Annotated in this window: 20 protein-coding genes and 1 tRNA gene; 13 read left to right on the forward strand and 8 right to left on the reverse strand. The window is 59.5% G+C overall.

The genetic code is table 11. The annotated features are described in order from the left end of the window. Positions 1-300 precede the first annotated feature (300 nt). Positions 301-1,158: a LysR substrate-binding domain-containing protein gene (locus PY649_RS10325; protein WP_285868235.1), complete on the reverse strand. Its 858-nt coding sequence runs from the start codon at positions 1,156-1,158 to the stop codon at positions 301-303. Positions 1,159-1,263: 105 nt separating this feature from the next. On the opposite strand from PY649_RS10325, the gene PY649_RS10330 reads away from it, so the two are divergent. Continuing rightward, positions 1,264-2,280 (forward strand): bile acid:sodium symporter family protein, encoded by a 1,017-nt coding sequence (locus PY649_RS10330; protein WP_285868236.1) that lies wholly within the window; start codon positions 1,264-1,266, stop codon positions 2,278-2,280. Between the two features lie 105 nt (positions 2,281-2,385). Here the strand turns inward: PY649_RS10330 and PY649_RS10335 are convergent, their stop codons facing one another. Together PY649_RS10335 and PY649_RS10340 are read right to left on the reverse strand one after the other, a co-directional pair. Continuing rightward, positions 2,386-2,850: an Hsp20 family protein gene (locus tag PY649_RS10335; protein ID WP_285868237.1), complete on the reverse strand. Its 465-nt coding sequence runs from the start codon at positions 2,848-2,850 to the stop codon at positions 2,386-2,388. Between the two features lie 352 nt (positions 2,851-3,202). Continuing rightward, a complete protein-coding gene (locus tag PY649_RS10340; protein WP_285868238.1) occupies positions 3,203-3,619 on the reverse strand; it encodes a DUF2000 domain-containing protein in 417 nt (138 codons plus the stop codon). A 133-nt stretch (positions 3,620-3,752) separates the two neighbouring features. Between PY649_RS10340 and PY649_RS10345 the strand changes: the two genes are divergently transcribed. The 3 genes from PY649_RS10345 to PY649_RS10355 all read left to right on the forward strand — a co-directional run bounded on the left by PY649_RS10345 (position 3,753) and on the right by PY649_RS10355 (position 6,478). Beyond that, complete coding sequence (locus tag PY649_RS10345; protein WP_285868239.1) at positions 3,753-4,232, forward strand: Lrp/AsnC family transcriptional regulator; 480 nt, start codon at positions 3,753-3,755, stop codon at positions 4,230-4,232. 127 nt (positions 4,233-4,359) lie between these two features. Further along, on the forward strand, positions 4,360-5,427 hold the full coding sequence (locus tag PY649_RS10350; protein ID WP_285868240.1) for a cyclic nucleotide-gated ion channel: 1,068 nt from the start codon (positions 4,360-4,362) through the stop codon (positions 5,425-5,427). Positions 5,428-5,539: 112 nt separating this feature from the next. Further along, complete coding sequence (locus tag PY649_RS10355) at positions 5,540-6,478, forward strand: LysR family transcriptional regulator (protein ID WP_285868241.1); 939 nt, start codon at positions 5,540-5,542, stop codon at positions 6,476-6,478. Here the strand turns inward: PY649_RS10355 and PY649_RS10360 are convergent. Continuing rightward, positions 6,429-7,163, reverse strand: a complete 735-nt coding sequence (locus tag PY649_RS10360; RefSeq protein ID WP_285868242.1) for an SDR family oxidoreductase — start codon at positions 7,161-7,163, stop codon at positions 6,429-6,431. The genes PY649_RS10355 and PY649_RS10360 overlap by 50 nt on opposite strands. Positions 7,164-7,368: 205 nt before the next feature. Between PY649_RS10360 and PY649_RS10365 the strand changes: the two genes are divergently transcribed. After that, the gene (locus tag PY649_RS10365; RefSeq protein ID WP_285868243.1) at positions 7,369-8,343 is read left to right on the forward strand and encodes an alpha/beta fold hydrolase; all 975 of its coding nucleotides are present in this window, start codon (positions 7,369-7,371) and stop codon (positions 8,341-8,343) included. A gap of 33 nt (positions 8,344-8,376) precedes the next feature. Here PY649_RS10365 and hisN read toward each other — a convergent pair whose 3' ends face one another. Next, the gene (gene hisN, locus PY649_RS10370; protein ID WP_285868244.1) at positions 8,377-9,150 is read right to left on the reverse strand and encodes a histidinol-phosphatase; all 774 of its coding nucleotides are present in this window, start codon (positions 9,148-9,150) and stop codon (positions 8,377-8,379) included. Between the two features lie 485 nt (positions 9,151-9,635). Further along, positions 9,636-10,520 (reverse strand): N-formylglutamate amidohydrolase, encoded by an 885-nt coding sequence (locus PY649_RS10375; protein WP_285868245.1) that lies wholly within the window; start codon positions 10,518-10,520, stop codon positions 9,636-9,638. Between the two features lie 279 nt (positions 10,521-10,799). On the opposite strand from PY649_RS10375, the gene cpdR1 reads away from it, so the two are divergent. The 3 genes from cpdR1 to PY649_RS10390 all read left to right on the forward strand — a co-directional run bounded on the left by cpdR1 (position 10,800) and on the right by PY649_RS10390 (position 11,924). After that, positions 10,800-11,162, forward strand: a complete 363-nt coding sequence (gene cpdR1, locus PY649_RS10380; protein ID WP_004117561.1) for a response regulator CpdR1 — start codon at positions 10,800-10,802, stop codon at positions 11,160-11,162. Between the two features lie 84 nt (positions 11,163-11,246). Further along, positions 11,247-11,321 (forward strand) — tRNA-Val (locus tag PY649_RS10385). A gap of 246 nt (positions 11,322-11,567) precedes the next feature. After that, on the forward strand, positions 11,568-11,924 hold the full coding sequence (locus PY649_RS10390; protein WP_285868246.1) for a hypothetical protein: 357 nt from the start codon (positions 11,568-11,570) through the stop codon (positions 11,922-11,924). Between the two features lie 86 nt (positions 11,925-12,010). Here the strand turns inward: PY649_RS10390 and PY649_RS10395 are convergent, their stop codons facing one another. Next, positions 12,011-12,319, reverse strand: a complete 309-nt coding sequence (locus PY649_RS10395; RefSeq protein WP_285868247.1) for a hypothetical protein — start codon at positions 12,317-12,319, stop codon at positions 12,011-12,013. Between the two features lie 215 nt (positions 12,320-12,534). Here PY649_RS10395 and PY649_RS10400 point away from each other — a divergent pair, with 215 nt between their 5' ends. Together PY649_RS10400 and PY649_RS10405 are read left to right on the forward strand one after the other, a co-directional pair. Continuing rightward, positions 12,535-12,765, forward strand: a complete 231-nt coding sequence (locus PY649_RS10400) for a hypothetical protein (protein WP_104824271.1) — start codon at positions 12,535-12,537, stop codon at positions 12,763-12,765. Between the two features lie 93 nt (positions 12,766-12,858). Next, positions 12,859-13,347 carry a hypothetical protein gene (locus tag PY649_RS10405; protein WP_285868249.1) on the forward strand — a complete coding sequence of 163 codons (489 nt, stop codon included), beginning with the start codon at positions 12,859-12,861 and terminating at the stop codon, positions 13,345-13,347. Positions 13,348-13,425: 78 nt separating this feature from the next. Here PY649_RS10405 and PY649_RS10410 read toward each other — a convergent pair whose 3' ends face one another. Continuing rightward, positions 13,426-13,674 carry a hypothetical protein gene (locus PY649_RS10410; protein ID WP_285868250.1) on the reverse strand — a complete coding sequence of 83 codons (249 nt, stop codon included), beginning with the start codon at positions 13,672-13,674 and terminating at the stop codon, positions 13,426-13,428. A gap of 424 nt (positions 13,675-14,098) precedes the next feature. On the opposite strand from PY649_RS10410, the gene PY649_RS10415 reads away from it, so the two are divergent. The 3 genes from PY649_RS10415 to PY649_RS10425 all read left to right on the forward strand — a co-directional run bounded on the left by PY649_RS10415 (position 14,099) and on the right by PY649_RS10425 (position 20,417). Continuing rightward, entirely contained in the window at positions 14,099-15,199 is a 1,101-nt protein-coding gene (locus PY649_RS10415; protein WP_285868251.1) for a DUF475 domain-containing protein, read from the forward strand. Between the two features lie 291 nt (positions 15,200-15,490). Then, on the forward strand, positions 15,491-16,918 hold the full coding sequence (locus tag PY649_RS10420) for a mannose-1-phosphate guanylyltransferase/mannose-6-phosphate isomerase (RefSeq protein WP_285868253.1): 1,428 nt from the start codon (positions 15,491-15,493) through the stop codon (positions 16,916-16,918). A gap of 178 nt (positions 16,919-17,096) precedes the next feature. Further along, positions 17,097-20,417, forward strand: coding sequence for a transglutaminase family protein (locus tag PY649_RS10425; protein ID WP_285868255.1), 3,321 nt, complete (start codon positions 17,097-17,099; stop codon positions 20,415-20,417). The last annotated feature ends 6 nt before the right edge of the window (positions 20,418-20,423 follow it).

Below are 20,423 nucleotides of genomic sequence, written 5' to 3' on the forward strand. Positions count from 1 at the left end.
CCTCTTGACCAGATCGACCTGGCATGTGGCGGGTTATGGCTGTCATCGCCATCACACAGGCGATCAAGCCGCAAATAAACATTGCACCATATTTCATCGGGCTGATTTTCCTCGACTCAGCTCGTTTAGTTATTTCGATGATACTAACGGAAACTGACGCAAACCTGAAGGGGCGAGTTAAAAGGACGGGACACGCCAAAAGAGAGACGGAAGCCGGCAAAGGAAATCCGATAGCCTCCTTAAGTGTATACCTATGATTCAAAACGGATTTCTGGATCTGGATTTTCCTGCCCCGTTGCTTTAGCTGGACGTCAACCCTCTGACCTTCGCCAAAATATCCTCCGACAACGCGCTGACCAGCAATCTGTCCGCCCCTTTGCGCGGCACTAGGACGAATTCGACATCCTCCAATGCCGGCAGCCAGCCAGGTGCAATTTCCGACAGCCCTGTCGGCGCCATGCTGCGCGGTTGAACGAGGACGCCCATGCCGGCACGGGCCGCCGCCGTCAGGCCGCTAAGGCTGCCGCAGGTACAGACGATTCGCCAGGGCACCTGCTGACGGCGTAGGGCTTCAAGGGCCACGGCGCGGGTAACGCTCGGGGCAGGAAAGGCGATCAACGGCAGAGGCCCCGCAAGGGCGCGAATGCGCTCCGGGTCGCGCGCCAGCCAGACCAGCGGCTCGCGATAGACCAGCGTTCCCCTGACATCCCCGAGACGGCGTTTGGCAAGCACGAGGTCGAGGTCGCCATTGTCCTGCATCTCATACAGGGTACCGCTAAGGGCGACCGTCAATTCGAGATCAACGGAAGGATGCGAGCGGACGAATTCTTCGAGCACGTCCGGCAACTGGCTGGTAACGAAATCCTCTGAGACGCCGAGGCGTAGATTGCCGCGCAGGCTGTTGCCGGCGAAAAGCTGCTGCACCTCCCCTTCGATCGACAGCATCTGCCGGGCATGGCCAAGCAATGCCTCGCCGTCGCCGGTCAGCACCACCCGATGCGTATCGCGCGCCAGCAGCTTGCGGCCGAGTGTGATCTCCAGCCGCTGGATATGCTGGCTGACCGTGGACTGACCGAGGCCGAGCCGCTCGGCAGCGAGCGTGAAACTGCCCATCTGCTCAACGGCGACGAAACTGCGTAGCTGTATGAGATCGAGCATTGTTCATCCCGCTCCACGATAACTGTTATTCCTTGCATCGTGGATCACGATAGGTCTATGTGCAAGGATTAATGTTACGGCTTGTAATTGCGATTGGATTGGCACATGCGCCGCTTTCTTCCAGACACCTTCACGATGCTGCTCGTGCTCACTGTGATCACAGCATCCTTCTTCCCCGTGCACGGGACGAGCGCTCACTATTTCAGCATTGCCACCAATTTCGCCATCGGCTTGCTGTTCTTCCTGCACGGTGCGCGTCTGTCGCGTGATGTCGTTATCGCCGGCATGCTGCATTGGCGGCTGCACATGGTCATCCTGCTGACCACATTCGGCATTTTCCCGCTTCTGGCGCTCGCCATGGGCGTGCTGGTTCCGACCATCCTGCCGCAGGCGCTTTACACCGGCATTCTGTTCCTGAGCGTGCTCCCCTCGACGGTGCAGTCGTCGATTGCCTTCACCTCGATTGGCGGCGGCAATGTGCCGGCCGCGATCTGCGCCGCTTCGGCCTCTAACATTTTCGGCATGTTCCTGACGCCCCTGCTCGTGGGCGTGCTCTTCTCCGTCGGCGGCCATGGCGGTGGATTCTCCTGGGACGTATTGGAGCAGATCATGCTGCAACTGCTGGCGCCCTTCATCGCCGGCCAGATCCTGCAGCCGTGGATCGGCAACTGGATACGCTCGAAGAAGAAGATCCTGATGCCGGTCGATCGCGGTTCGATCCTGATGGTCGTCTATTCGGCCTTCAGCGAGGCCGTCGCCGAGGGTCTCTGGCATACCTTCTCGCTGGTGGACATCATCACGGTCATCATCGCCAATATGGTGCTTCTGGCGGTAGTGCTCTGCATTACCATGTTCGGCAGCCGCGCACTCGGCTTCTCCAAGGCCGACGAGATCACCATCACCTTCTGCGGCTCGAAGAAGTCCCTGGCAAGCGGCGTGCCGATGGCCAACGTCATTTTCGCCGGTCAGGGCATCGGCGCCATCGTCCTGCCGCTGATGCTGTTCCATCAGATCCAGCTCATGGCCTGTGCCGTCATCGCCCAAAAATATGCCGATGCCGCCAAGAAGCGGGAAGCAGCAAAGGCCGAAGCCAAAGCGAATAGCGCCACGCACGCGGCGTAGCTGCCTTTTAAACATTGCCAAAACAAAGAGGCGGCGCCCCAACGGAGCGCCGCCTTGTTTTTATGACCTTGGGAGGATCGGTCTTCGGCTATCTGTCGAAGGCCGTTAGTTGATGTGGGCCTCGATGGCCTTCGGCGTATCGACCGGCTCGGCCGCGATGGAGATGCGGCGGGGCTTCATGGCTTCCGGAATGTTGCGCAACAGATCGATGTGCAGCAGACCATTCTTCAGCGAAGCTGCCTGGACCTCGACATGGTCGGCGAGCTGGAAACGACGCTCGAAAGCGCGCTTGGCGATACCGCGATAGAGATACTCGCTGGCCTCGGTCGGCTCGGCGCTCTTTTCACCCTTGACCTGGAGAACATGGGCATGGGTCTCGATACTCAGTTCCTTTTCATCGAAACCGGCGACGGCCATGGTGATGCGATAGGTGTTCTCACCGGTCCGCTCGATGTTGTAGGGCGGATAGGTCTGGGCCTGATCCGGCTGGGCAAGGCTGTCGAGCATGGTGAAGAGGCGGTCGAAACCGACGGTGGAACGGTAAAGGGGAGAGAAGTCTACGTGACGCATAATGTCCTCCTGTGAGCGACGATTGCGATTCAGTTTTTGCCCCACGACCCCACTCTGGGCGGCCTCGGGACGGTTACGCGAGCCCGTTTGGCACCCGCAGAATGGAGATGGGGATCGCTTTTCAGGAGTTCAAGACCCCAATGGTTCCCGCGAATTTCACACGGAAAGCCGCGTGAACCGCAGATGAACGCCCGGTTCGGCACCTGTTCAGGCTAGCCGCATTATCAATGGAACCATCGGATGCATTCACTGTCCGATGACTGAAGTGTATCGTCCCTTCTTCTTCAGTCCTTGCTCGGCCGGCTACGCGGAACTCTCTATCTCCGTAAGCCGGCCTTTTTTCTTTGCTGCGTCAGCGCAACAGCTTCAGCGAGCCCGTCAGCGATTTCACCCATTTCGCTGGACCCGCTATTCCGAGACCGTCGATCGCTTCCATTTTGAGGTCGCGGTCTGGAAAGGTTGCCTCATACTCCCTGTAATCGTGCAGCGAGCGCGCAAAGGCGGGAAAGGCGACGACTGCCCGCTCGCCCTGCGTTGGCAATGCCTTCAGCAGCAGCGATCGCATGGTGTCGGTATCCGCCTGCAGCATCGGAACCGGCACGTTCGAACTGATGTCGATGGCCCGCCCTTCGCTGTCGATCAGTTGCCGCGCCGCAAGCGTGGGAAATCGCGCGCCCAGCCCAATCGCGATGGCGCCGGCGGTATTGGCGATCAGCCCGAGCGGCAGATCCGGATTGATGACGATGGCGAGGCGGATATCGGGAAACATGGAGAGCCTATTTCTTGGTGTCGACGTCGCCAAAAAGAATATCTTCGGCGCCGCGGAGAAACATACCTTTTATTGCTGATATTTGGCCGTATATGGTAGACACTACCAATGTGGACGCATAACAAGGTGACATATGCCCTCCGCCCTTGAGTCGATCGACCTGAGAATCCTCGAAGCACTCCAGAAAGACGGACGCCTGACCAATCAGGCGCTTTCCTCAGAAGTTGGGCTCTCCACCTCTCCGTGCTGGCGGCGTGTGCGCCAACTGGAAGAAACCGGAGTCATCCAGAGCTATACGGCAACCCTCGACAGGCGCCAGATCGGCCTCGGCGTTCTGGCTTTCATCAGAGTGAAGATCGACAGCCACAGCGAGGCTGAAGCCGAAGAATTCTCGCGCGACGTCCTGAAGCTGAGCGAAGTCGTGGCGTGCTACAGCATCGCCGGAGACGCGGATTTCCTGCTGCAGGTCGTTGCCGCGGACCTCGATAGCTATGCGGATTTCGCCATGGCGGTCGTTCGCCGCTTGCCGCGCATCAAGGAGATGCAGACGACGTTCGTGCTCAAGGAAATCAAACCTTTCAAAGGTTTTCCACTGGATGTCGGCCAGCGATAACGGCCGAAGACGAAATAGCCCGTTGACCGGTCGACACTTGGCTGCCGCGGATGTTTCGCCAGCCCTTTACGTTTGGACCGAAGGCATTCTATTCTGAACGGGTGGCAGGTCGGTCGGGGGGTATTGAATGTCGGCGCTCCCGTTCTCGAAGATATCAGCACCGCTGAACGCGCTGCTCGCCATAGTCGGTCTGTTGACCGTGGCTGCGCTCACGACGCCGAACATGACCGGACAGACCAGGCTCATTCTGGAACTCCTGCTCATCGGCATCTGGGCTGCCTACGTCCTGCAGCTGATCGAGACGCTGGTCGTGCAGCGCGCGAGAGACATTGGCGATAGAGCGCCGGAAATCACCATCGATGTGCTTGCCGTTTTGCTCCCCCTTGCCGCGTTTCTGATTGTCGGCGGGCGCGATCAGAGCCTCTATTGTGCCGTCTGGCTGCTGAAACCCCTGCGCGGCTCGACCTTCTTCCGCCTGCTGGGCAGGGTCCTGTCCAAAGAGGCTCACAACCTGATCGGTGTCACCTCGATCTTCGGCATCGTTCTGTTCGGTGCGGCTCTCATAGGCTATATCATCGAGCGCGACGTCCAGCCTGATAAGTTCGGCAGCATACCCCTGGCGATGTGGTGGGCGGTGGTCACGCTATCGACCACCGGCTATGGCGACGAGATTCCACAAAGTTTCGCCGGCCGCATACTGGCTGGGCTGGTCATGATGAGCGGAATCGCTATTTTCGGACTCTGGGCCGGCATTATCGCCACCGGCTTTTACGACGAAGTTCGTCGCCAGGACTTCGTGCGCAACTGGCAACTGGTTGCGGCGGTGCCGTTGTTTCAAAAGCTTGGCTCGGCGGTCCTGATCGAGATCGTGCGGGCCTTGAGGTCACGCGTCGTGCCGGCCGGCGGCATCATCTGTCGTAAGGGCGAGACCGGTGACCAGATGTTCTTCATCGTCGAGGGCCGGGTCAGCGTCGCCACACCGCACCCTGTGGAACTCGGCGCCGGCAGCTTCTTCGGCGAGATGGCGCTGATCACCGGCGAACCCCGGTCGGCGACCGTTAGCGCCGTAACTGAGGTCTCGCTGCTGTCGCTATATGCGGCCGATTTCCAGATGCTGTCCAGCAGCAGCCCGGAGATCGCCGACATCATCCGCAAAACCGCACTCGAGCGACGCGGCCCTGCACCGAAGTCCTGACACAAAACACGTAATCTTGACGATGACGTAAGCGATATGGCAGCGTCGTCACTATTGGGCGTCGTCTCGTCGTTTGATGGCGCTTGTTCTGACCCTAGTTTGGCGCGGCTCGATGCACCCCAGATTGCTCAAGACATTCCTCGCGGTTGCCCGGAACCGGAATTTCACCCGAGCTGCCGAAGAGGTCCATCTCGCGCAATCGAGCGTGAGCGATCAGATCCAGTCGCTCGAAACCGAACTGGGCACCGCGCTTTTTATCCGGTCGCGATCAGGCCTGACACTGACGGCAGCGGGCGAAGCACTCAGACCCTGTGCCGAAGAAATCCTGACGATCGCGGACGAGGCGCGTGCGGCCGTCGAAGCAGCCTCCGGGGTTGCGGCGGGGACGGTAACGATCGGCGCGCTGGAGACACTTGCGTCCATGAGGCTTCCGCAATGGCTGCCGGCTTTTCAAAATGATCATCCCGATATCAGTCTACGGGTAAAGATCGCGGGCAGCGGTGATCTCTTGCGGAAGCTCGAAGACGGCGAGATCGATGTCGCCTTTTGTTTTGACAGGGGCGGTCTTGATGAACGCCTGGCGAAGCGGTTGATATCGACAGAGCCGCTGGTCCTTATTGTACCTCCTGAACATGAAACCGCATCGAAAAGAGGCGATTTGGCCGCTCTCACCTCCATGAGCTTCGTCGCAACAGAAGTCGGCTGCATCTACCGACACCTGTTCGACAAAGCATTCCATGAGGCAGGGATAGCGCCGCCAAAGCTCGCTGCCGAAGTCGGCAGTATCGGCACGATTGCTCGGCTTGTGGCAGCCGGTACCGGTGCGAGCCTGGTTCCACGGCTTGCTGTCAGCGGCGCGCTCGATCGTGGCGAAATCAGCGAGATGCCTTGGCCGGGTCCAATGCGGACGGCGTCGCTTGTGATGATCTGGCGGCGCAGGCGTGTTCAGCCGCCAGCCGTGAAACTGTTGCTGGCGGCCGCAGGTGACAATTTCGCGCCCGCTAAACCAGCCGATGCCCGCCCTCGACATGCAGTATCGTCCCCGTTGTGAAGGCATTGCCCATCAGGAAGCTGATGGCGTCGGCGATGTCTTCCGGTTGCCCCACCCGTCCGACAGGCAGTCGTTTTGCCATGGCGCTTAATGTCTCGTCTTTCTTGTCGCCGGCAACGAAGGTCCAGATCGGCGTGTCGACCCAGCCGGGCGACACGGCATTCACACGGATTGGCGCCAACTCGACCGCAAGCGCGCGGACCAATCCCTCGAGACCCGCGTTGACGGCCGCGACGACCGACCCCCGCGCCGATGGGCGATAGGCCGCGATGCCGGATGTGAAACTGATGGAACCGGTGGGGGAGAGTACCGGCGCGCCATATTTCGCGAGCAATAGCGGTCCGTAGAATTTGCTTTCCACGACTTTTTGCGCAGCACTGAGATCCAGTGAAGGCAGCAGCTCGTAAGCACCTTCGATGTCGGCAGCTGTGCTCACTATATGATCGAGCCGACCGATTCTCCCAAATAGATCGGCCACCTGGCCTTCGTGCGTGATATCGACCGCGGCCGCGGAGAGCGCTCGACTTTGCAGTTCGGCGCAAGCCCGCTGAAGTTTCTCCTCGTTCCGTCCGGCGATGATGACCTCGGCACCGGCAGCAAGCGAGCGTTTCGCCAGCGCCAGGCCCATTCCGGAGCTGCCGCCGACGATAAGAATTCTTGAATTTGCGATTTCGGCGATTGCCATATCGTTCTTTCCTGCAAGTGATGACTACGGCCAAAAATCGCAAAGACGGACAGGGAAGGAAAACGGAGAAAAACGATAGTGTCATCGGAAACGCCGATGGAGGAGCATCGTCGTAGCCCGCCGGTGCCAACAAACCAGTTGCAATTCCCCCAGCCTGCGCTATCCCCTTGAGAAGGAGATCCCGTCAGCGAGGCGCGACATCGTCATGGATTCGATCCTCTATTCCACAGCAGACAATCCGGTGCCGGAAAACCGCACCGAGGGATTCTTTGAAACCTTTGACGGGCGCAAGCTGCGCTATGTCGTCTTCCGCTGCCAACAGCCGATTGCCAAGGGAACGGTAGTGCTGCTGCAGGGCCGCAACGAGTTCATCGAGAAATATTTCGAGACGATCCGCGATCTGACCGCCAAGGGTCTTTGGGTCGCGACCTTCGATCTGCGCGGCCAGGGCGGTTCGGAGCGGCTTTTGAAGGACCCTTTACGCGGGCATGTCCGCCACTTTTCCGATTATGAACGGGACCTTAGCGCTTTCCTCGAAAAGATCGTGTTGCCGGACACGCGCCTGCCCTTCTATCTACTGGCACATTCGACCGGCGCGCTGATCGCACTGTCGGCGGCACCGCGGCTGACCACCCGGATCGAGCGTATGGTGCTGTCGGCGCCTTTCGTTGGCCTTATGGGCCACGGCGCCTCGCCCGGCCTTGTGCGTTTCCTCTCAGGCTCGGTCAGCGCGGTTGGTCTCGGACGGATGCAGTTCAGCAAAAAATTCAAGGAAAAGCCCTTCGCGGAAAACCCGCTGACCACGGACGAGCGGCGCTACCGGCGCAATATCGCCATCGGAACAACCTATCCGCAGCTCACCCTGGGACCGCCAACGGCGCGCTGGCTGCTGGAAGCATTCCGCACGATCGAACGCGTCAATTCACCGGAACATCTATTCTCCATCGCCATTCCGACCGTGCTGATCGCGCCGACCCGCGACGGCGTCGTGCCCTATGCCGACCAGGAACGGCTGTCGCGCTATTTCCGCGCGGCACAGCTCGTGCCCGTGCACGGCGCGAAACATGAGATTCTCCAGGAGCGGGATGTCTATCGCAATGCGGCACTCGCCGCCATCAACGCCTTCATCCCCGGCAGTGATGCCGAGGCGAATACGGACATGGCGGGAGTCGGGATTTAGAGCCGCAGGACGACGAACCCAAAAAATGTGCAGCTAGCGCGATAGAATCGCCCTTGCCGCGTCATAGACCGCACGGCTGCCCGCGGCGATGATGCTGCCACCCATTTCCGGCCGACCGCCATCCCAGGTCGTGATGATGCCGCCGGCCTGCTCGATGACGGGGATGATACCGCCGACATCATAGGGCTTCAGCGAATTTTCGATGACCAGATCGACGTGACCGGCCGCGAGCAGAGCATAGGCATAGCAATCCGTGCCGTAGCGGAAGAGGCGCACCTGGCTCTCGATCTCGCGATATTTCGCCAATTCCTCGCCGGCGAAAAGATGCGGCGAGGTGGTGAAGAGAATGGCGTTCGACAGGCTGCCGCAATCGCGGACCTGCAGCCGCCTTTCGCCTTCCGGGCCGGAATAGGTCGAGCCGTTGCCGTCGGCGAAATAGCGCTCGCCGGTAAATGGTTGGTCGATCATGCCCATGATGGCGCGGCCATTTTTCTGCAGGCCGATCAACGTCCCCCAGACGGGCACACCGGAGATGAAGGCGCGGGTGCCGTCGATCGGATCGATCACCCAGACATGCTCCCGGTCGAGACCGACATTGCCGTGCTCTTCACCCAGGATGCCGTGATCGGGAAATTCCGTTTCGATGAGTGCCCGAATCGCCACTTCGGCGGCGCGATCGCCCTCGGTCACCGGATCGAATCCCTTGGCCTCCTTGTTGACTACATCGACGCCGGCGCGAAAGCGCGGCAGGGTCTCGGCCTTGGCCGCCTCGGCCAGACGATAGAAGAAGGTGCGGTCAGGAAGCATGGTCGATCCGGATAAATGACGGGACGGGCGAAGTCATAGCGCATAAACGGGGCGAAGCAAACCAAATGCCGATGCGAGCGGCGGATTGCCCGGCGATCAGGCAGAAATCTCGAAACTGCCTAAATATTTTGCAATGCAATAATGTGCTTGACATTTGTGCAATGCAATAGCAATATCCCGTTACAGTCTTCTGACTGTAAATACCCTCCTTGGGTGTTTCCTCCCTAGACTTAGCCGCGCCACAAGCGCGGTTCTTTTTTTGGAGGGATCCCCTCGCCTCGCTTGCGGGGAGAGGGCTAGGGTGCGGGGCCAGGCACCAGGGCGCGACAACGACAAAGACGCCTGACCATCACCATAGCCAAACGATTCGGTAGATTCCATTCGCTCTGAAAGGTCCGAGACAGCCCCCTAATCCGAGGCGTCGACATTCGGCCTGCTCAATGTCTCCGCCCCATCCCCGCCTTGCAGGGCGAAGGGCCCTTGCCCTATTCCGCCGCCAGCGCCGGATCGCCTGCGTAGGACTCCACGTGCTCGGCCATGCGCTTCATGAACAGGGTGATGGCAGCGGCCACCGCGTCGAAATCCGACCGCTTCTCCAGCGTCGTTTCATCGACATACAGCGAGCGATTGACTTCGATCTGGAGGGCATGCAGTCCGCGGGACGGGCGGCCGTAATGCTCGGTGATGAAGCCGCCGGCATAGGGCTTGTTGCGCACGGCATTAAAGCCGAGTTCTTCGAGGATCTGCATGGCGGCGCGCGACAGGTCCCCCGAGGCGCTGGTCCCGTAGCGATCGCCAAGGATGAAATCGGGGCGCACATTGCTGCCGGCGATGCGGATATTGCCCGGCATGGAATGGCAGTCGACCAGAACACCGAAGCCGAATTTGACATGTGTGCGGGCAATCAGCCGGCGAAGGGTCGCATGGTAAGGCTTGTAGATCGTGTCGATGCGCCTCAGCGCATCCTCGACCGGTACACGGCGGGCGTAGATTTCCATATTTTCCGCAACGATGCGCGGAATGGTGCCGAGACCGCCGGCAACCCTTAGCGAATTGATATTGGCATAAGGCGGCAGCATACCGTCGAACATGCGCGGATCGAGCTCATAGGGCTCGCGGTTGACGTCGATATAGGCCCGCGGAAAATTTGCGAACAGCAACGGCGCTCCGAGAGCGCTCGCCGCCGAAAACAGCTCGTCGACGTAATGGTCTTCCGAGCGACGGATGGCGATGCCTTGCAGGCGGGACTGGGCGATGAAATCGGGGGGATAGATGCGGCCGCTATGGGGCGAGCTGTAGACAAAGGGAATTGTCTGAGAGACGGGCTCCGATACCTCAAAAATCTCGAAATTACGCATTTCTGCGGACATCAACGTCTTTACCATGTCAACAACTTGTCGCAGCATCCATGTTGCCAGTTGCTCGCCCGCAAGTCCATACTAACTTAAGCAAAATGGCCTTATACAAAGGGCCGCGGCGGAAATGCGCGAAAGCACGATCCTTAAGACATACGAAGCGGTCTTGGGATGCGATTATGCTGCAACCTACGAACACGAATGGCCCTGCCCATTCACCCCTTGTTTACGGCAAACAGCTAAGCTGGATGCTGGACAAGTCCAACCAGACAAAAGTTGATTAGCGAACAGATGATGACCCAGAAGATACTCCTTGCCGAAGATGACAACGACATGCGTCGCTTCCTTGTGAAGGCGCTGGAAAAGGCCGGCTACAAGGTCTTGTCCTTTGACAATGGAGCAAGCGCCTATGACCGGCTGCGCGAAGAGCCCTTCTCGCTGCTGCTTACCGACATCGTCATGCCGGAGATGGATGGCATCGAACTGGCGCGCCGCGCCACCGAGCTCGATCCGGACTTGAAAGTGATGTTCATTACCGGCTTCGCCGCCGTGGCGCTGAACCCTGATTCGAAGGCGCCGAAGGACGCCAAGGTTCTTTCCAAGCCCTTTCACCTGCGCGAGCTGGTTGACGAGGTCAACAAACTCCTTGCTGCCTAGGACTTCTGGCGGCAACGTCACAAAACCGAAAAAAAGCCTATTGACGGCCACCAAGGTTTTGTGATCTATGCGCCGCCATCGGATGGGCGTGTAGCTCAGCGGGAGAGCACTACGTTGACATCGTAGGGGTCACAAGTTCGATCCTTGTCACGCCCACCATCCAAGTTTCTGATATAAAAGGCCTTTCGAGAGATCGAGAGGCCTTTTTTTCATTGTGATCGGCGGGACTGTGGATCTCTTCCACGACAACGATAGCCCCACCCAATGGCTCACAGCACCGCCCGCAGGCTCCCACAGCTAGCCCAGCGTTCAGGCGACGTTCATTTGAACATAATCATGCTTGAAAGCGTTGTTTAAGTGAGTCGAACATTAGTGAAAATATGGCGCATTGCGCCGGAGGTGGTCATGATCAAGAAGACAATTCTCTCGGTTTTCATCGTTGCTGCGTTTGCAAGCAGCACGGCGATCCCGGGCAGCTACGCGCAAGCGCAGCAGTATGATGGACCGCCTGTGTATCGTCAGGTCGACTGGCACGACCAGGATTGGCGTCACCACCATCATCACCATAATGGCGGTGCAATCGCCGGCGGCGTAGCGGCCGGCCTTATAGGCGGGCTAATCGGAGGCGCAATCGCAAACGGTGGAGGTGGAGGGTATTATGAGCCCGCTCCCCCGCCCCCGAGATGCTGGTATGAAAGCCGCCCGGTTCAAAACGAATATGACGACGGATACCACTACGAACGGATGCGCGTCTGTGACTAAGAGCCGCGAATCGTCAAGCTGAAAGAGCAGAGGCGCCGCAATACGCGGCGCCAAAGCCCATCATACGGTAGGCTGAACTTTAGCGATCAGCGATCCAGAAAGTGCCGGTACCAAGCCGTTGTCGGGTAGGCATAGGCGCCGCGATCTACAAAGCTGTGTCGATATAAACAATCTCGCAATGCCAGTATGTACATGGTGCTGTTTGGATCGGGGGAACCCCGATACCAGGAATAGGCCTCCGGTTCGCAGTAGCGCAGAGCCCTGTCGTATTTCGCTAAAAGCACGGGATCGGAATCGACGCGGATACCGTGATATGACTGATAGTTCGAGGGCGCTTCGCCTGCAGAGACGCAAGCCAAGCTTAATACCGCTCCTAACGCTAACATCATTCTCATTTGCTTTGACCTCTCGCTGATGCGTCTCGAATTCTCGATCGCGCGGGTTGAGAATAATGCTCTTTTCGCCGATATCCAATCACATGCTGATGTCCGGCGCTTAAACGCTCCGCAGGCGGGCGCCGTAGGCATAGCTTCCATCAAAAGTCCCTTGACTTCCGATCGCGCTGTCACACTACTGTCATGCTAAGGCATTGATCGTACGGGAGGACCAGATGGCGATCGTGAAGAAACAGTTCTATAAAAACCACAAGCCCAACGGCGACGAATATCTGTTTCACCTTGCTCGAGATACCGACAGTGGCGAGGTCTTCGTCATCCGCCAATCCGACTATCTCGTCGACGGCGGCAGCGAGAAGAAGATGACGCTCTATGAATTCCTGGCCGGCGGCGGCAACCGGCAAAACGCCCTTCTGCAGTTGATCGGAACGCTCGTGCCCGAGTGACGAGCGCCCTTGCCGGCGCCCGCACATTAGCGCGCCGGGATTGACTGCCACATTTCCATCGGCAAACTTGCGGACGCTTGAAAGGAGCCATTCATGCGATTCGCAGGCCTTGCCATTGGATTGACCGTCGTGACCGTTGCAGCGAGCGCCGCCGCACAGAATTTTCCGGGGCCGGGCGTGGCTGTCATCAGCGGCACATGTTCCAAGCTCGTCGTCGGCAAGCTCGATGCCTCGAAAGGCTGCAAGGCAGAGGTCGCGAGCGTGACGGGGCCGGACGGCTCGGTCACGTTCATTTTTTCATCCGGCGGCAAGATGCTTGGCTTCCACGGCAACGGTCGCGGAATCAAGCCCGGCGAGAAGAAAGGTGTCGCGCAATTGCCGATCGACGCCATTTCCACCGGCGCCGGCAACAAGATGACCGGCCAGGTCGAGGCCAAGGGCGTCTGCACCTTCGCCAACCCCTATTCGGGTAAGCCCGTCGCCATCGAATGCTCGGCAAAATCGACGGAGATGAGCTTTGCGGGCAGCTTCCAGTCGAACGGCAAGCCGCCATCGAGCGGCAAGCCCCCGCGCAGCAAATAGGCAAAACTCCTCTCCTCCGCGGCCGGACCAGCACCGCCTCAGAAAGCTTCCGGCTACCGAACTGTCCTTTGCCAAATTTTACTTGGAACGGCCTTTGTTCTTCCCGCCGTGATTGGCGTCGCCCGGCGCCTCGCGCGATAGGTCGGCGCCGCTGACATGGGCGGGCACATGGACATCTTCATGTGTCGCAGGCTGCAGTGTCAGGTCGACATTATGCGGCGGCAATACCTGCGCCTGGCGCAGAACGTTCGGACGTGCATGCTTCTTTCGGGCCGGTGCCTCCGGCTTCTGTTCTTTCGATTTGCGATGAATGGGATGGGGGCTCATGGAAGGTCCTCCTTGGCCGCTGCTCTCTATCCGACAAAAAATCCGGGAGGGGATCTGTCTTGCAACGGACATCGCCCTGCCCGCCTGAAGGGCAAACGCCCGCTTCTCCGTTTGGTTCCGGAAATTCCTGCCCTGCGACAATGACCGCGGCGAACCGGGGCGCGCTCTTGACGGGCGCCACAATTTCACTAACTATTGGTAGCATCTCCGCGCCTTCTGACATCGGCTGCGGATTGAACTTTGGTGCCGGGCCCCTCTGGCGAGAGTTTTAACGGCGCTCTCGCGATGTCGGTACCGCCTGCAGATGAGCCGGCGGATTTCTTTCCATGAATAGTCTGACCATGCCTCGCCCGCATGCCGTCTGTGGCATGCGGCTGTGCCTCGACACCACACACATTTTCTCCGGTCTTGACGAGGTGCGTCGATGACGCAGTCCTCTTCCTCCAGATCCACGCTCGGCTATTTCGGTTGGGCTTTCATCGTCACCATCGCCGGTCTCGTCCTGGGTGGGGTGCTCGGCTGGAACATGACCGGCACGTTCGGCGGGTTGGCAACAGCCTTCGTCATCTGCCTGGTGCTGGCCGTTCTCGAGATATCGCTCTCTTTCGACAACGCCATCGTCAATGCCAACAAGCTGAAGGAAATGACGCCGGTCTGGCAGCATCGCTTCCTGACCTGGGGCATCGTCGTCGCGGTCTTCGGCATGCGCATCGTCTTTCCGCTCGCGATCGTCGCGATCGCCGCTCATATCAATCCGTGGGAAGCACTGAAGCTCGCGGCCACCAGACCAGCGCAATATGCCGAGATCATGCACGGCGCCCATCTGCCCATCGCCGCTTTCGGCGGCACCTTCCTGATGATGGTCGGCCTTACCTATTTCTTCGATCGCGAGAAGGATGTGCACTGGATCGCCTTCGTCGAGAAGGCGATGGCCCATTTTGCCACCATCAAGGGCATCGAAATCGCCCTAGTGCTGATCTTCGTTCTGGTCTTTGCCACCCTGCTCGGCGGCGAGGATGCGACGACATTCCTCTATTCTTCGGTCTACGGTCTCGTGACCTTTCTTCTGGTAGAAGTCCTCAGCGGCTTTTTGGATGCTTCGCAAAAGACGATGAGCGCTGCCGCGAGGGGCGGTCTCGGCGCCTTCCTCTACCTGGAAATCCTCGATGCCAGCTTCTCCTTTGACGGCGTCATCGGTGCTTTCGCACTGACGCAGAATCTCTTCATCATCGCCATCGGTCTGGGCATCGGCGCCATGTATGTGCGCTCGATGACGATCATGCTGGTGGAAAAAGGCACTCTCGCCCACTATCGATACCTGGAACACGGCGCCTTCTACGCCATCCTGATTCTCTCGGTGATTATGTATGTCCAAACACTCATGCATATTCCCGAAGTCATCACCGGCCTCGGCGGCGCCGTATTGATCGGCATCTCGCTGTGGTCGTCGATCCGCTACAACAAGCGCAACGGCCTGAAGCATGGTCCGGCCGATGAAGAGCCGCGCGATAGAGCCAAGGCCTGACAAAGTGATCCACCGGCGTTTCTGCATCTAAATCGTGGCAACGCCTACATCTTTCGGCGGAAAATCCCGCAACACGGATCTGGTCTCTCAACCGAAGCATGACTTTGACTGTTAGAATTTCCTCACTAAGATCGGGAAATGTTCGCAGTTGATGTCAGATTCCCGCTGGTGTTTTCCGGAAAAATATCGCAATGGCGAAGGCCAGTTGCTTAAAGGACCGGCGTCGCAATCGCATACGTTGCAGATGTCCGCAAAGCATTCTTGAATAAAGTGTCTAGGAGAGAGGCAAATATGGCAGCCAAAATCGTCCCAGTGATCATGGCCGGCGGCAAGGGAACACGGTTGTGGCCGCTGTCGCGCGCCTCTGCGCCGAAGCAATTCATCCAGTTCATCGGCGACAAGACGCTGTTCCAGAACACGCTGGTGCGCGTGGCTGATCCCGAACTTTACGAAGCGCCGATCGTCCTGACCAATGAGGAGTTCCGCTTTCTCGTCGCGGAGCAGGCCCGCGAGCTCGATCTGAAATTGTCAGCAGTGCTGCTGGAACCGGTCGCCCGCAACACCGCTGCCGCCGTTGCCGCCGCTGCCGCACTGGTCACTGAACTCTTCGGCAAGGACGCGACCATGCACGTCCTCGGTTCCGACTACGAGATCGACGCCAACGCCACCTATTACGATTGCGTGCGGACCGCCCGCGATACTGCGCTCGAAGGCAAGCTCGTGACCTTCGGCATTGCGCCGACAGAGCCGGCGACCGGCTACGGCTATATCGAAAGCGGCAAGGCGCTGTCGACCGGTGCGCATGCGGTCAAGCGCTTCGTCGAAAAGCCTGCCCTCGAAAAGGCCGAAGCGATGATCGCCAGCGGCGGGTTCTACTGGAACTCCGGCATGTTCATGTTCTCAGCCGGCCAGCTTCTCTCGGAAATGCACGAATACGCGCCGGAAGTCGAGAAAGCCGCCAGCAAGGCTGTTTCCAAGGCAACCCGCGATCTTGATTTCACCCGCCTCGACGCGGAAGCCTTCGTCAAGAGCCCCGATATCTCCATCGATTACGCGCTCATGGAAAAGACGGCGAATGCGGCCGTCGTCCCCTCGCCATTCACCTGGTCCGACCTCGGCAGCTGGGATGCTGTCTGGAAAGTCGGCACTCGCGACGAAAGCGGCAACGTTTCCGCCGGCGCCACGACACTAGTCAACACCAAGAATTCGCTCGTGATGACGCATAGCCTCCATGTCGCCGTGCAGGGGCTTGAGGACGTCGCCGTCATCGCCAGCGAAGACGCCGTCTATGTCGGTCATCTCAAGGACAGCCAGGAAGTCGGCAAGCTCGTCAAGCTGCTCGCAAGCGAGAAGAAGACGGCCAAGCTCACTGAGACGCATCCGACGTCCTATCGCCCCTGGGGTGGCTATACCTCGGTCCTGAACGGCGAACGTTTCCAGGTGAAACGCATCTTCGTGTTGCCCGGCAAGAAGCTGTCGCTGCAGAAGCATCATCACCGTTCGGAACATTGGATCGTCGTCAAGGGCACGGCGGAAGTGACCGTCGGTGAACACGTGCAGATGCTGCGCGAAAACGAGTCGATCTATATCCCGCTCGGCGAAGTGCACCGCCTTTCCAACCCCGGCAAGATCCTGCTGGAACTGATCGAGGTGCAGACGGGCTCCTATCTCGGCGAAGACGACATCATCCGCCTGGTCGACGAATTCGGCCGAAGCTGAAGTATTTGACAGGACCGATTTTGAAGCGGCGGGCAAAAGCTCGCCGCTTTTATTTTAGCGCCACTTTGAATGGCTTTGATTGGTCGCCGAGACGCCTTGCTTTCTTCCGCTGCATTGCACACACTGCCGGCGGGAACAGCAAATGCCGCACAACGATGCGAGCTAGGCAAAGAGAAATATGGCGATCAAAGCGAGCATTTATCATCTCACCCATTATAAATACGACAATCCGGTCCGCCTCGGCCCTCAAATCATACGCCTGAAACCCGCTCCGCATTCCAAGACACACGTCCTCAGCCATTCGCTGAAGGTGACCCCCTCCAATCATTTCGTGAATCTGCAGCAGGACCCCTACGGCAACTATCTCGCCCGCTTCGTTTTTCCCGATCCGGTGACCGAGTTGAAGATCGAAGTCGATCTTGTTGCCGACATGACGGTCTACAACCCCTTCGACTTCTTCGTCGAAGAGGAGGCTACCAAGTGGCCTTTCGACTACCCCGAAACCATTCGCGACGATCTGTCGATCTATATAAAGCCCGAGGAGCCGGGGCCGCGCCTTGCGGCCTTCCTCGCAACGCTTGACCGCTCCGAGCAGCGCACCGTGGACATGATCGTCGGTCTCAATGCGCGGCTGCAGCATGAAATCGGCTACGTCATTCGCCTGGAAACCGGCGTGCAGACGCCGGAAGAGACGCTGGAAAAGGCAAAGGGCTCCTGTCGCGACACGAGCTGGCTGCTCGTCCAGCTTCTCCGCCACCTCGGCCTCGCCGCCCGCTTCGTTTCCGGCTACCTCATTCAGCTCACGCCGGATCTCAAAGCGCTCGATGGCCCCTCGGGCACGGAATACGACTTCACAGACCTGCATGCCTGGGCGGAGGTCTATCTCCCGGGCGCCGGCTGGGTGGGCCTTGATCCGACGTCAGGCCTGCTCACCGGCGAGAGCCATATTCCGCTTGCCGCCACGCCGCATTACCGCAATGCGGCGCCGATCTCCGGCGGCTACTTTGGTGAAGCAAATACCGAATTCGACTTCGATATGAAGGTCGCCCGCGTTGCCGAGCATCCACGCATCACCAAACCCTTCTCCGATGAGAGCTGGGAAGCGCTGAATGCGCTCGGTGAAGAAGTCGACCGCATCCTGAAAAGCGATGATGTGCGCCTGACCATGGGCGGCGAGCCGACCTTCGTCTCGATCGACGATTTCCAATCGGACGAATGGAACACTGCCGCCGTCGGCCCGACTAAGCGCGACAGGGCCGATCAACTGATCCGCCGCCTGCGCGATCGCTTCGCGCCCGGCGGCTTCCTGCATTACGGCCAGGGCAAATGGTATCCGGGTGAAAGCCTGCCGCGTTGGACCTTCTCGCTCTACTGGCGCAAGGACGGCCGGACGGTCTGGCAGAATCCGGCTTTGATTGCCGAAGAGACTGTAAAGACCGGCGCGAGCGCGAACGATGCCGAGAGGCTTCTGACCGCGATAGCACGGGAATTGGCGATTGAGCCCGACATGGTCCAGCCGGCCTATGAGGATCCGGCCGAATGGATCATCAAGGAAGGCAGCTTGCCGGATAATGTCGATCCGTCCAATTCGAAACTGAAAAACCCGGAGGAGCGTAGCCGTATCGCCCGCGTGTTCGAGCGCGGGCTGACGACGGCCACTGGCTATATCCTGCCGGTTCAGGCCTGGAACGCGCGCGCCGGCCATACCCGCTGGATCAGCGAAAAATGGCGGACGCGCCGCGGCAGGATTTTCCTGGTGCCGGGCGATTCCCCTGTCGGCTATCGCCTGCCGCTCGGGACCCTCCCCTATGTGCCGCCGTCCCGCTATCCCTATATCCATACCGCCGATCCTTCGATCCGGCGCACACCCTTGCCGGAGGTGTTCGTGCCTGCCGGCCGTGCCATGCCGGAAGCCTCTTTTCAGGCGGAGGAAAGCCAACAATCGCGCGTCGAACAGTCGCTCGGCGATATCGGCGGCGCGGTGCGCACTGCAATCTCGGTCGAGCCGCGCGACGGTCGTCTTTGCGTCTTCATGCCGCCGGTCGAGACGATCGAGCACTACCTTGAACTGCTGGCCGCAGCCGAAAATGCGGCGGCGGAACTCGGACTGCCGGTGCATATCGAAGGCTATTCGCCACCGCAGGACGAGCGCATCAACGTTATCCGCGTCGCACCTGATCCTGGCGTGATCGAAGTCAACATTCACCCTGCTTCGAATTGGCAGGAATGCGTCGACATCACCACCGCAGTCTATGAAGAAGCCCGGCAGACGCGCCTCGGCACCGATAAGTTCCTGATCGACGGCCGCCATACTGGCACCGGCGGCGGCAACCATGTCGTCGTTGGCGGCGCCAATCCGAACGATAGCCCATTCCTGCGCCGGCCCGACCTTCTGAAGAGCCTTGTGCTGCATTGGCAGCGCCACCCTTCGCTCTCCTACCTCTTCTCCGGCCTGTTCATCGGCCCAACCAGCCAGGCGCCGCGCATCGATGAGGCGCGCCACGACAGCCTCTATGAGCTAGAAATCGCGCTGGCGCAGGTGCCGGCGCCCGGTCGTGGCATCCCGCCGCTGCCCTGGCTCGTCGACCGCCTGTTCCGCAACCTTCTGACCGATGTCAGCGGCAATACCCACCGCTCGGAGATCTGTATCGACAAGTTGTTCTCTCCGGATGGACCGACCGGCCGTCTTGGGCTGGTGGAACTGCGCGGCTTCGAAATGCCGCCGAACGCCCGCATGAGCCTTGCCCAGCAATTGCTGGTCCGCGCCCTCATCGCCCGCTTCTGGCGCAGCCCGATCGACGGCAAGTTTGTCCGCTGGGGCACGGCGCTGCACGACCGTTTCATGCTGCCCTATTATATCTGGCAGGATTTCCTCGATGTGCTCACAGACCTCCGGGAAAACGGCTTCGACCTCCGTCCCGAATGGTTCCAGGCGCAGCTCGAATTCCGTTTCCCCTTCTGCGGCGAAGTCGAATATGAAGGCAGCAAGCTGGAGCTGCGCCAGGCGTTGGAACCCTGGCATGTCATGGGCGAAGAAGGCGCGATCGGCGGCACTGTCCGCTATGTCGACTCGTCGGTCGAGCGACTGCAGGTGCGGCTCGAAACCAACAATCCCTCACGCTACACGGTTGCCTGCAACGGCCGCGCCGTGCCGCTGACGCCGACGGGCGCCTCGGCCGTTTCCGTTGCCGGCGTCCGTTACAAGGCTTGGCATCCGGCCTCGGGCCTGCATCCGGTTCTGCCGATCGACACACCCTTGACCTTCGATATTTATGATACATGGTCGAAGCGTTCGATCGGCGGCTGCATCTACCATGTTGCCCATCCCGGTGGCCGGAACTATGACACCTTTCCCGTTAACGGCAACGAGGCCGAAGCGCGGCGCCTGGCGCGATTCGAACCTTGGGGACATACGGCGGGCGGCTATAATCTCCGTGCGGAATCAGTGTCGGGAGAATTTCCGCTGACGCTCGATCTCAGGCGGCCGATAGGAGTTTGAAACAGG

The organism is Rhizobium mayense (assembly GCF_030272705.1).
Taxonomy (GTDB): domain Bacteria; phylum Pseudomonadota; class Alphaproteobacteria; order Rhizobiales; family Rhizobiaceae; genus Rhizobium; species Rhizobium mayense.

Bases quoted from the DNA above. Each gene is read 5' to 3' on its own strand.
- PY649_RS10325 (WP_285868235.1), bottom strand. From the start codon at position 1,158: ATGCTCGATCTCATACAGCTACGCAGTTTCGTCGCCGTTGAGCAGATG.
- PY649_RS10415 (WP_285868251.1), top strand. From the start codon at position 14,099: ATGACGCAGTCCTCTTCCTCCAGATCCACGCTCGGCTATTTCGGTTGG.
- PY649_RS10400 (WP_104824271.1), top strand. From the start codon at position 12,535: ATGGCGATCGTGAAGAAACAGTTCTATAAAAACCACAAGCCCAACGGC.
- PY649_RS10395 (WP_285868247.1), bottom strand. From the start codon at position 12,319: ATGAGAATGATGTTAGCGTTAGGAGCGGTATTAAGCTTGGCTTGCGTC.
- PY649_RS10425 (WP_285868255.1), top strand. From the start codon at position 17,097: ATGGCGATCAAAGCGAGCATTTATCATCTCACCCATTATAAATACGAC.
- PY649_RS10355 (WP_285868241.1), top strand. From the start codon at position 5,540: ATGCACCCCAGATTGCTCAAGACATTCCTCGCGGTTGCCCGGAACCGG.
- PY649_RS10365 (WP_285868243.1), top strand. From the start codon at position 7,369: ATGGATTCGATCCTCTATTCCACAGCAGACAATCCGGTGCCGGAAAAC.
- hisN (WP_285868244.1), bottom strand. From the start codon at position 9,150: ATGCTTCCTGACCGCACCTTCTTCTATCGTCTGGCCGAGGCGGCCAAG.
- PY649_RS10390 (WP_285868246.1), top strand. From the start codon at position 11,568: ATGATCAAGAAGACAATTCTCTCGGTTTTCATCGTTGCTGCGTTTGCA.
- PY649_RS10420 (WP_285868253.1), top strand. From the start codon at position 15,491: ATGGCAGCCAAAATCGTCCCAGTGATCATGGCCGGCGGCAAGGGAACA.
- PY649_RS10340 (WP_285868238.1), bottom strand. From the start codon at position 3,619: ATGTTTCCCGATATCCGCCTCGCCATCGTCATCAATCCGGATCTGCCG.
- PY649_RS10375 (WP_285868245.1), bottom strand. From the start codon at position 10,520: ATGTCCGCAGAAATGCGTAATTTCGAGATTTTTGAGGTATCGGAGCCC.
- PY649_RS10410 (WP_285868250.1), bottom strand. From the start codon at position 13,674: ATGAGCCCCCATCCCATTCATCGCAAATCGAAAGAACAGAAGCCGGAG.
- PY649_RS10345 (WP_285868239.1), top strand. From the start codon at position 3,753: ATGCCCTCCGCCCTTGAGTCGATCGACCTGAGAATCCTCGAAGCACTC.
- PY649_RS10350 (WP_285868240.1), top strand. From the start codon at position 4,360: ATGTCGGCGCTCCCGTTCTCGAAGATATCAGCACCGCTGAACGCGCTG.
- PY649_RS10335 (WP_285868237.1), bottom strand. From the start codon at position 2,850: ATGCGTCACGTAGACTTCTCTCCCCTTTACCGTTCCACCGTCGGTTTC.
- PY649_RS10330 (WP_285868236.1), top strand. From the start codon at position 1,264: ATGCGCCGCTTTCTTCCAGACACCTTCACGATGCTGCTCGTGCTCACT.
- PY649_RS10405 (WP_285868249.1), top strand. From the start codon at position 12,859: ATGCGATTCGCAGGCCTTGCCATTGGATTGACCGTCGTGACCGTTGCA.
- cpdR1 (WP_004117561.1), top strand. From the start codon at position 10,800: ATGACCCAGAAGATACTCCTTGCCGAAGATGACAACGACATGCGTCGC.
- PY649_RS10360 (WP_285868242.1), bottom strand. From the start codon at position 7,163: ATGGCAATCGCCGAAATCGCAAATTCAAGAATTCTTATCGTCGGCGGC.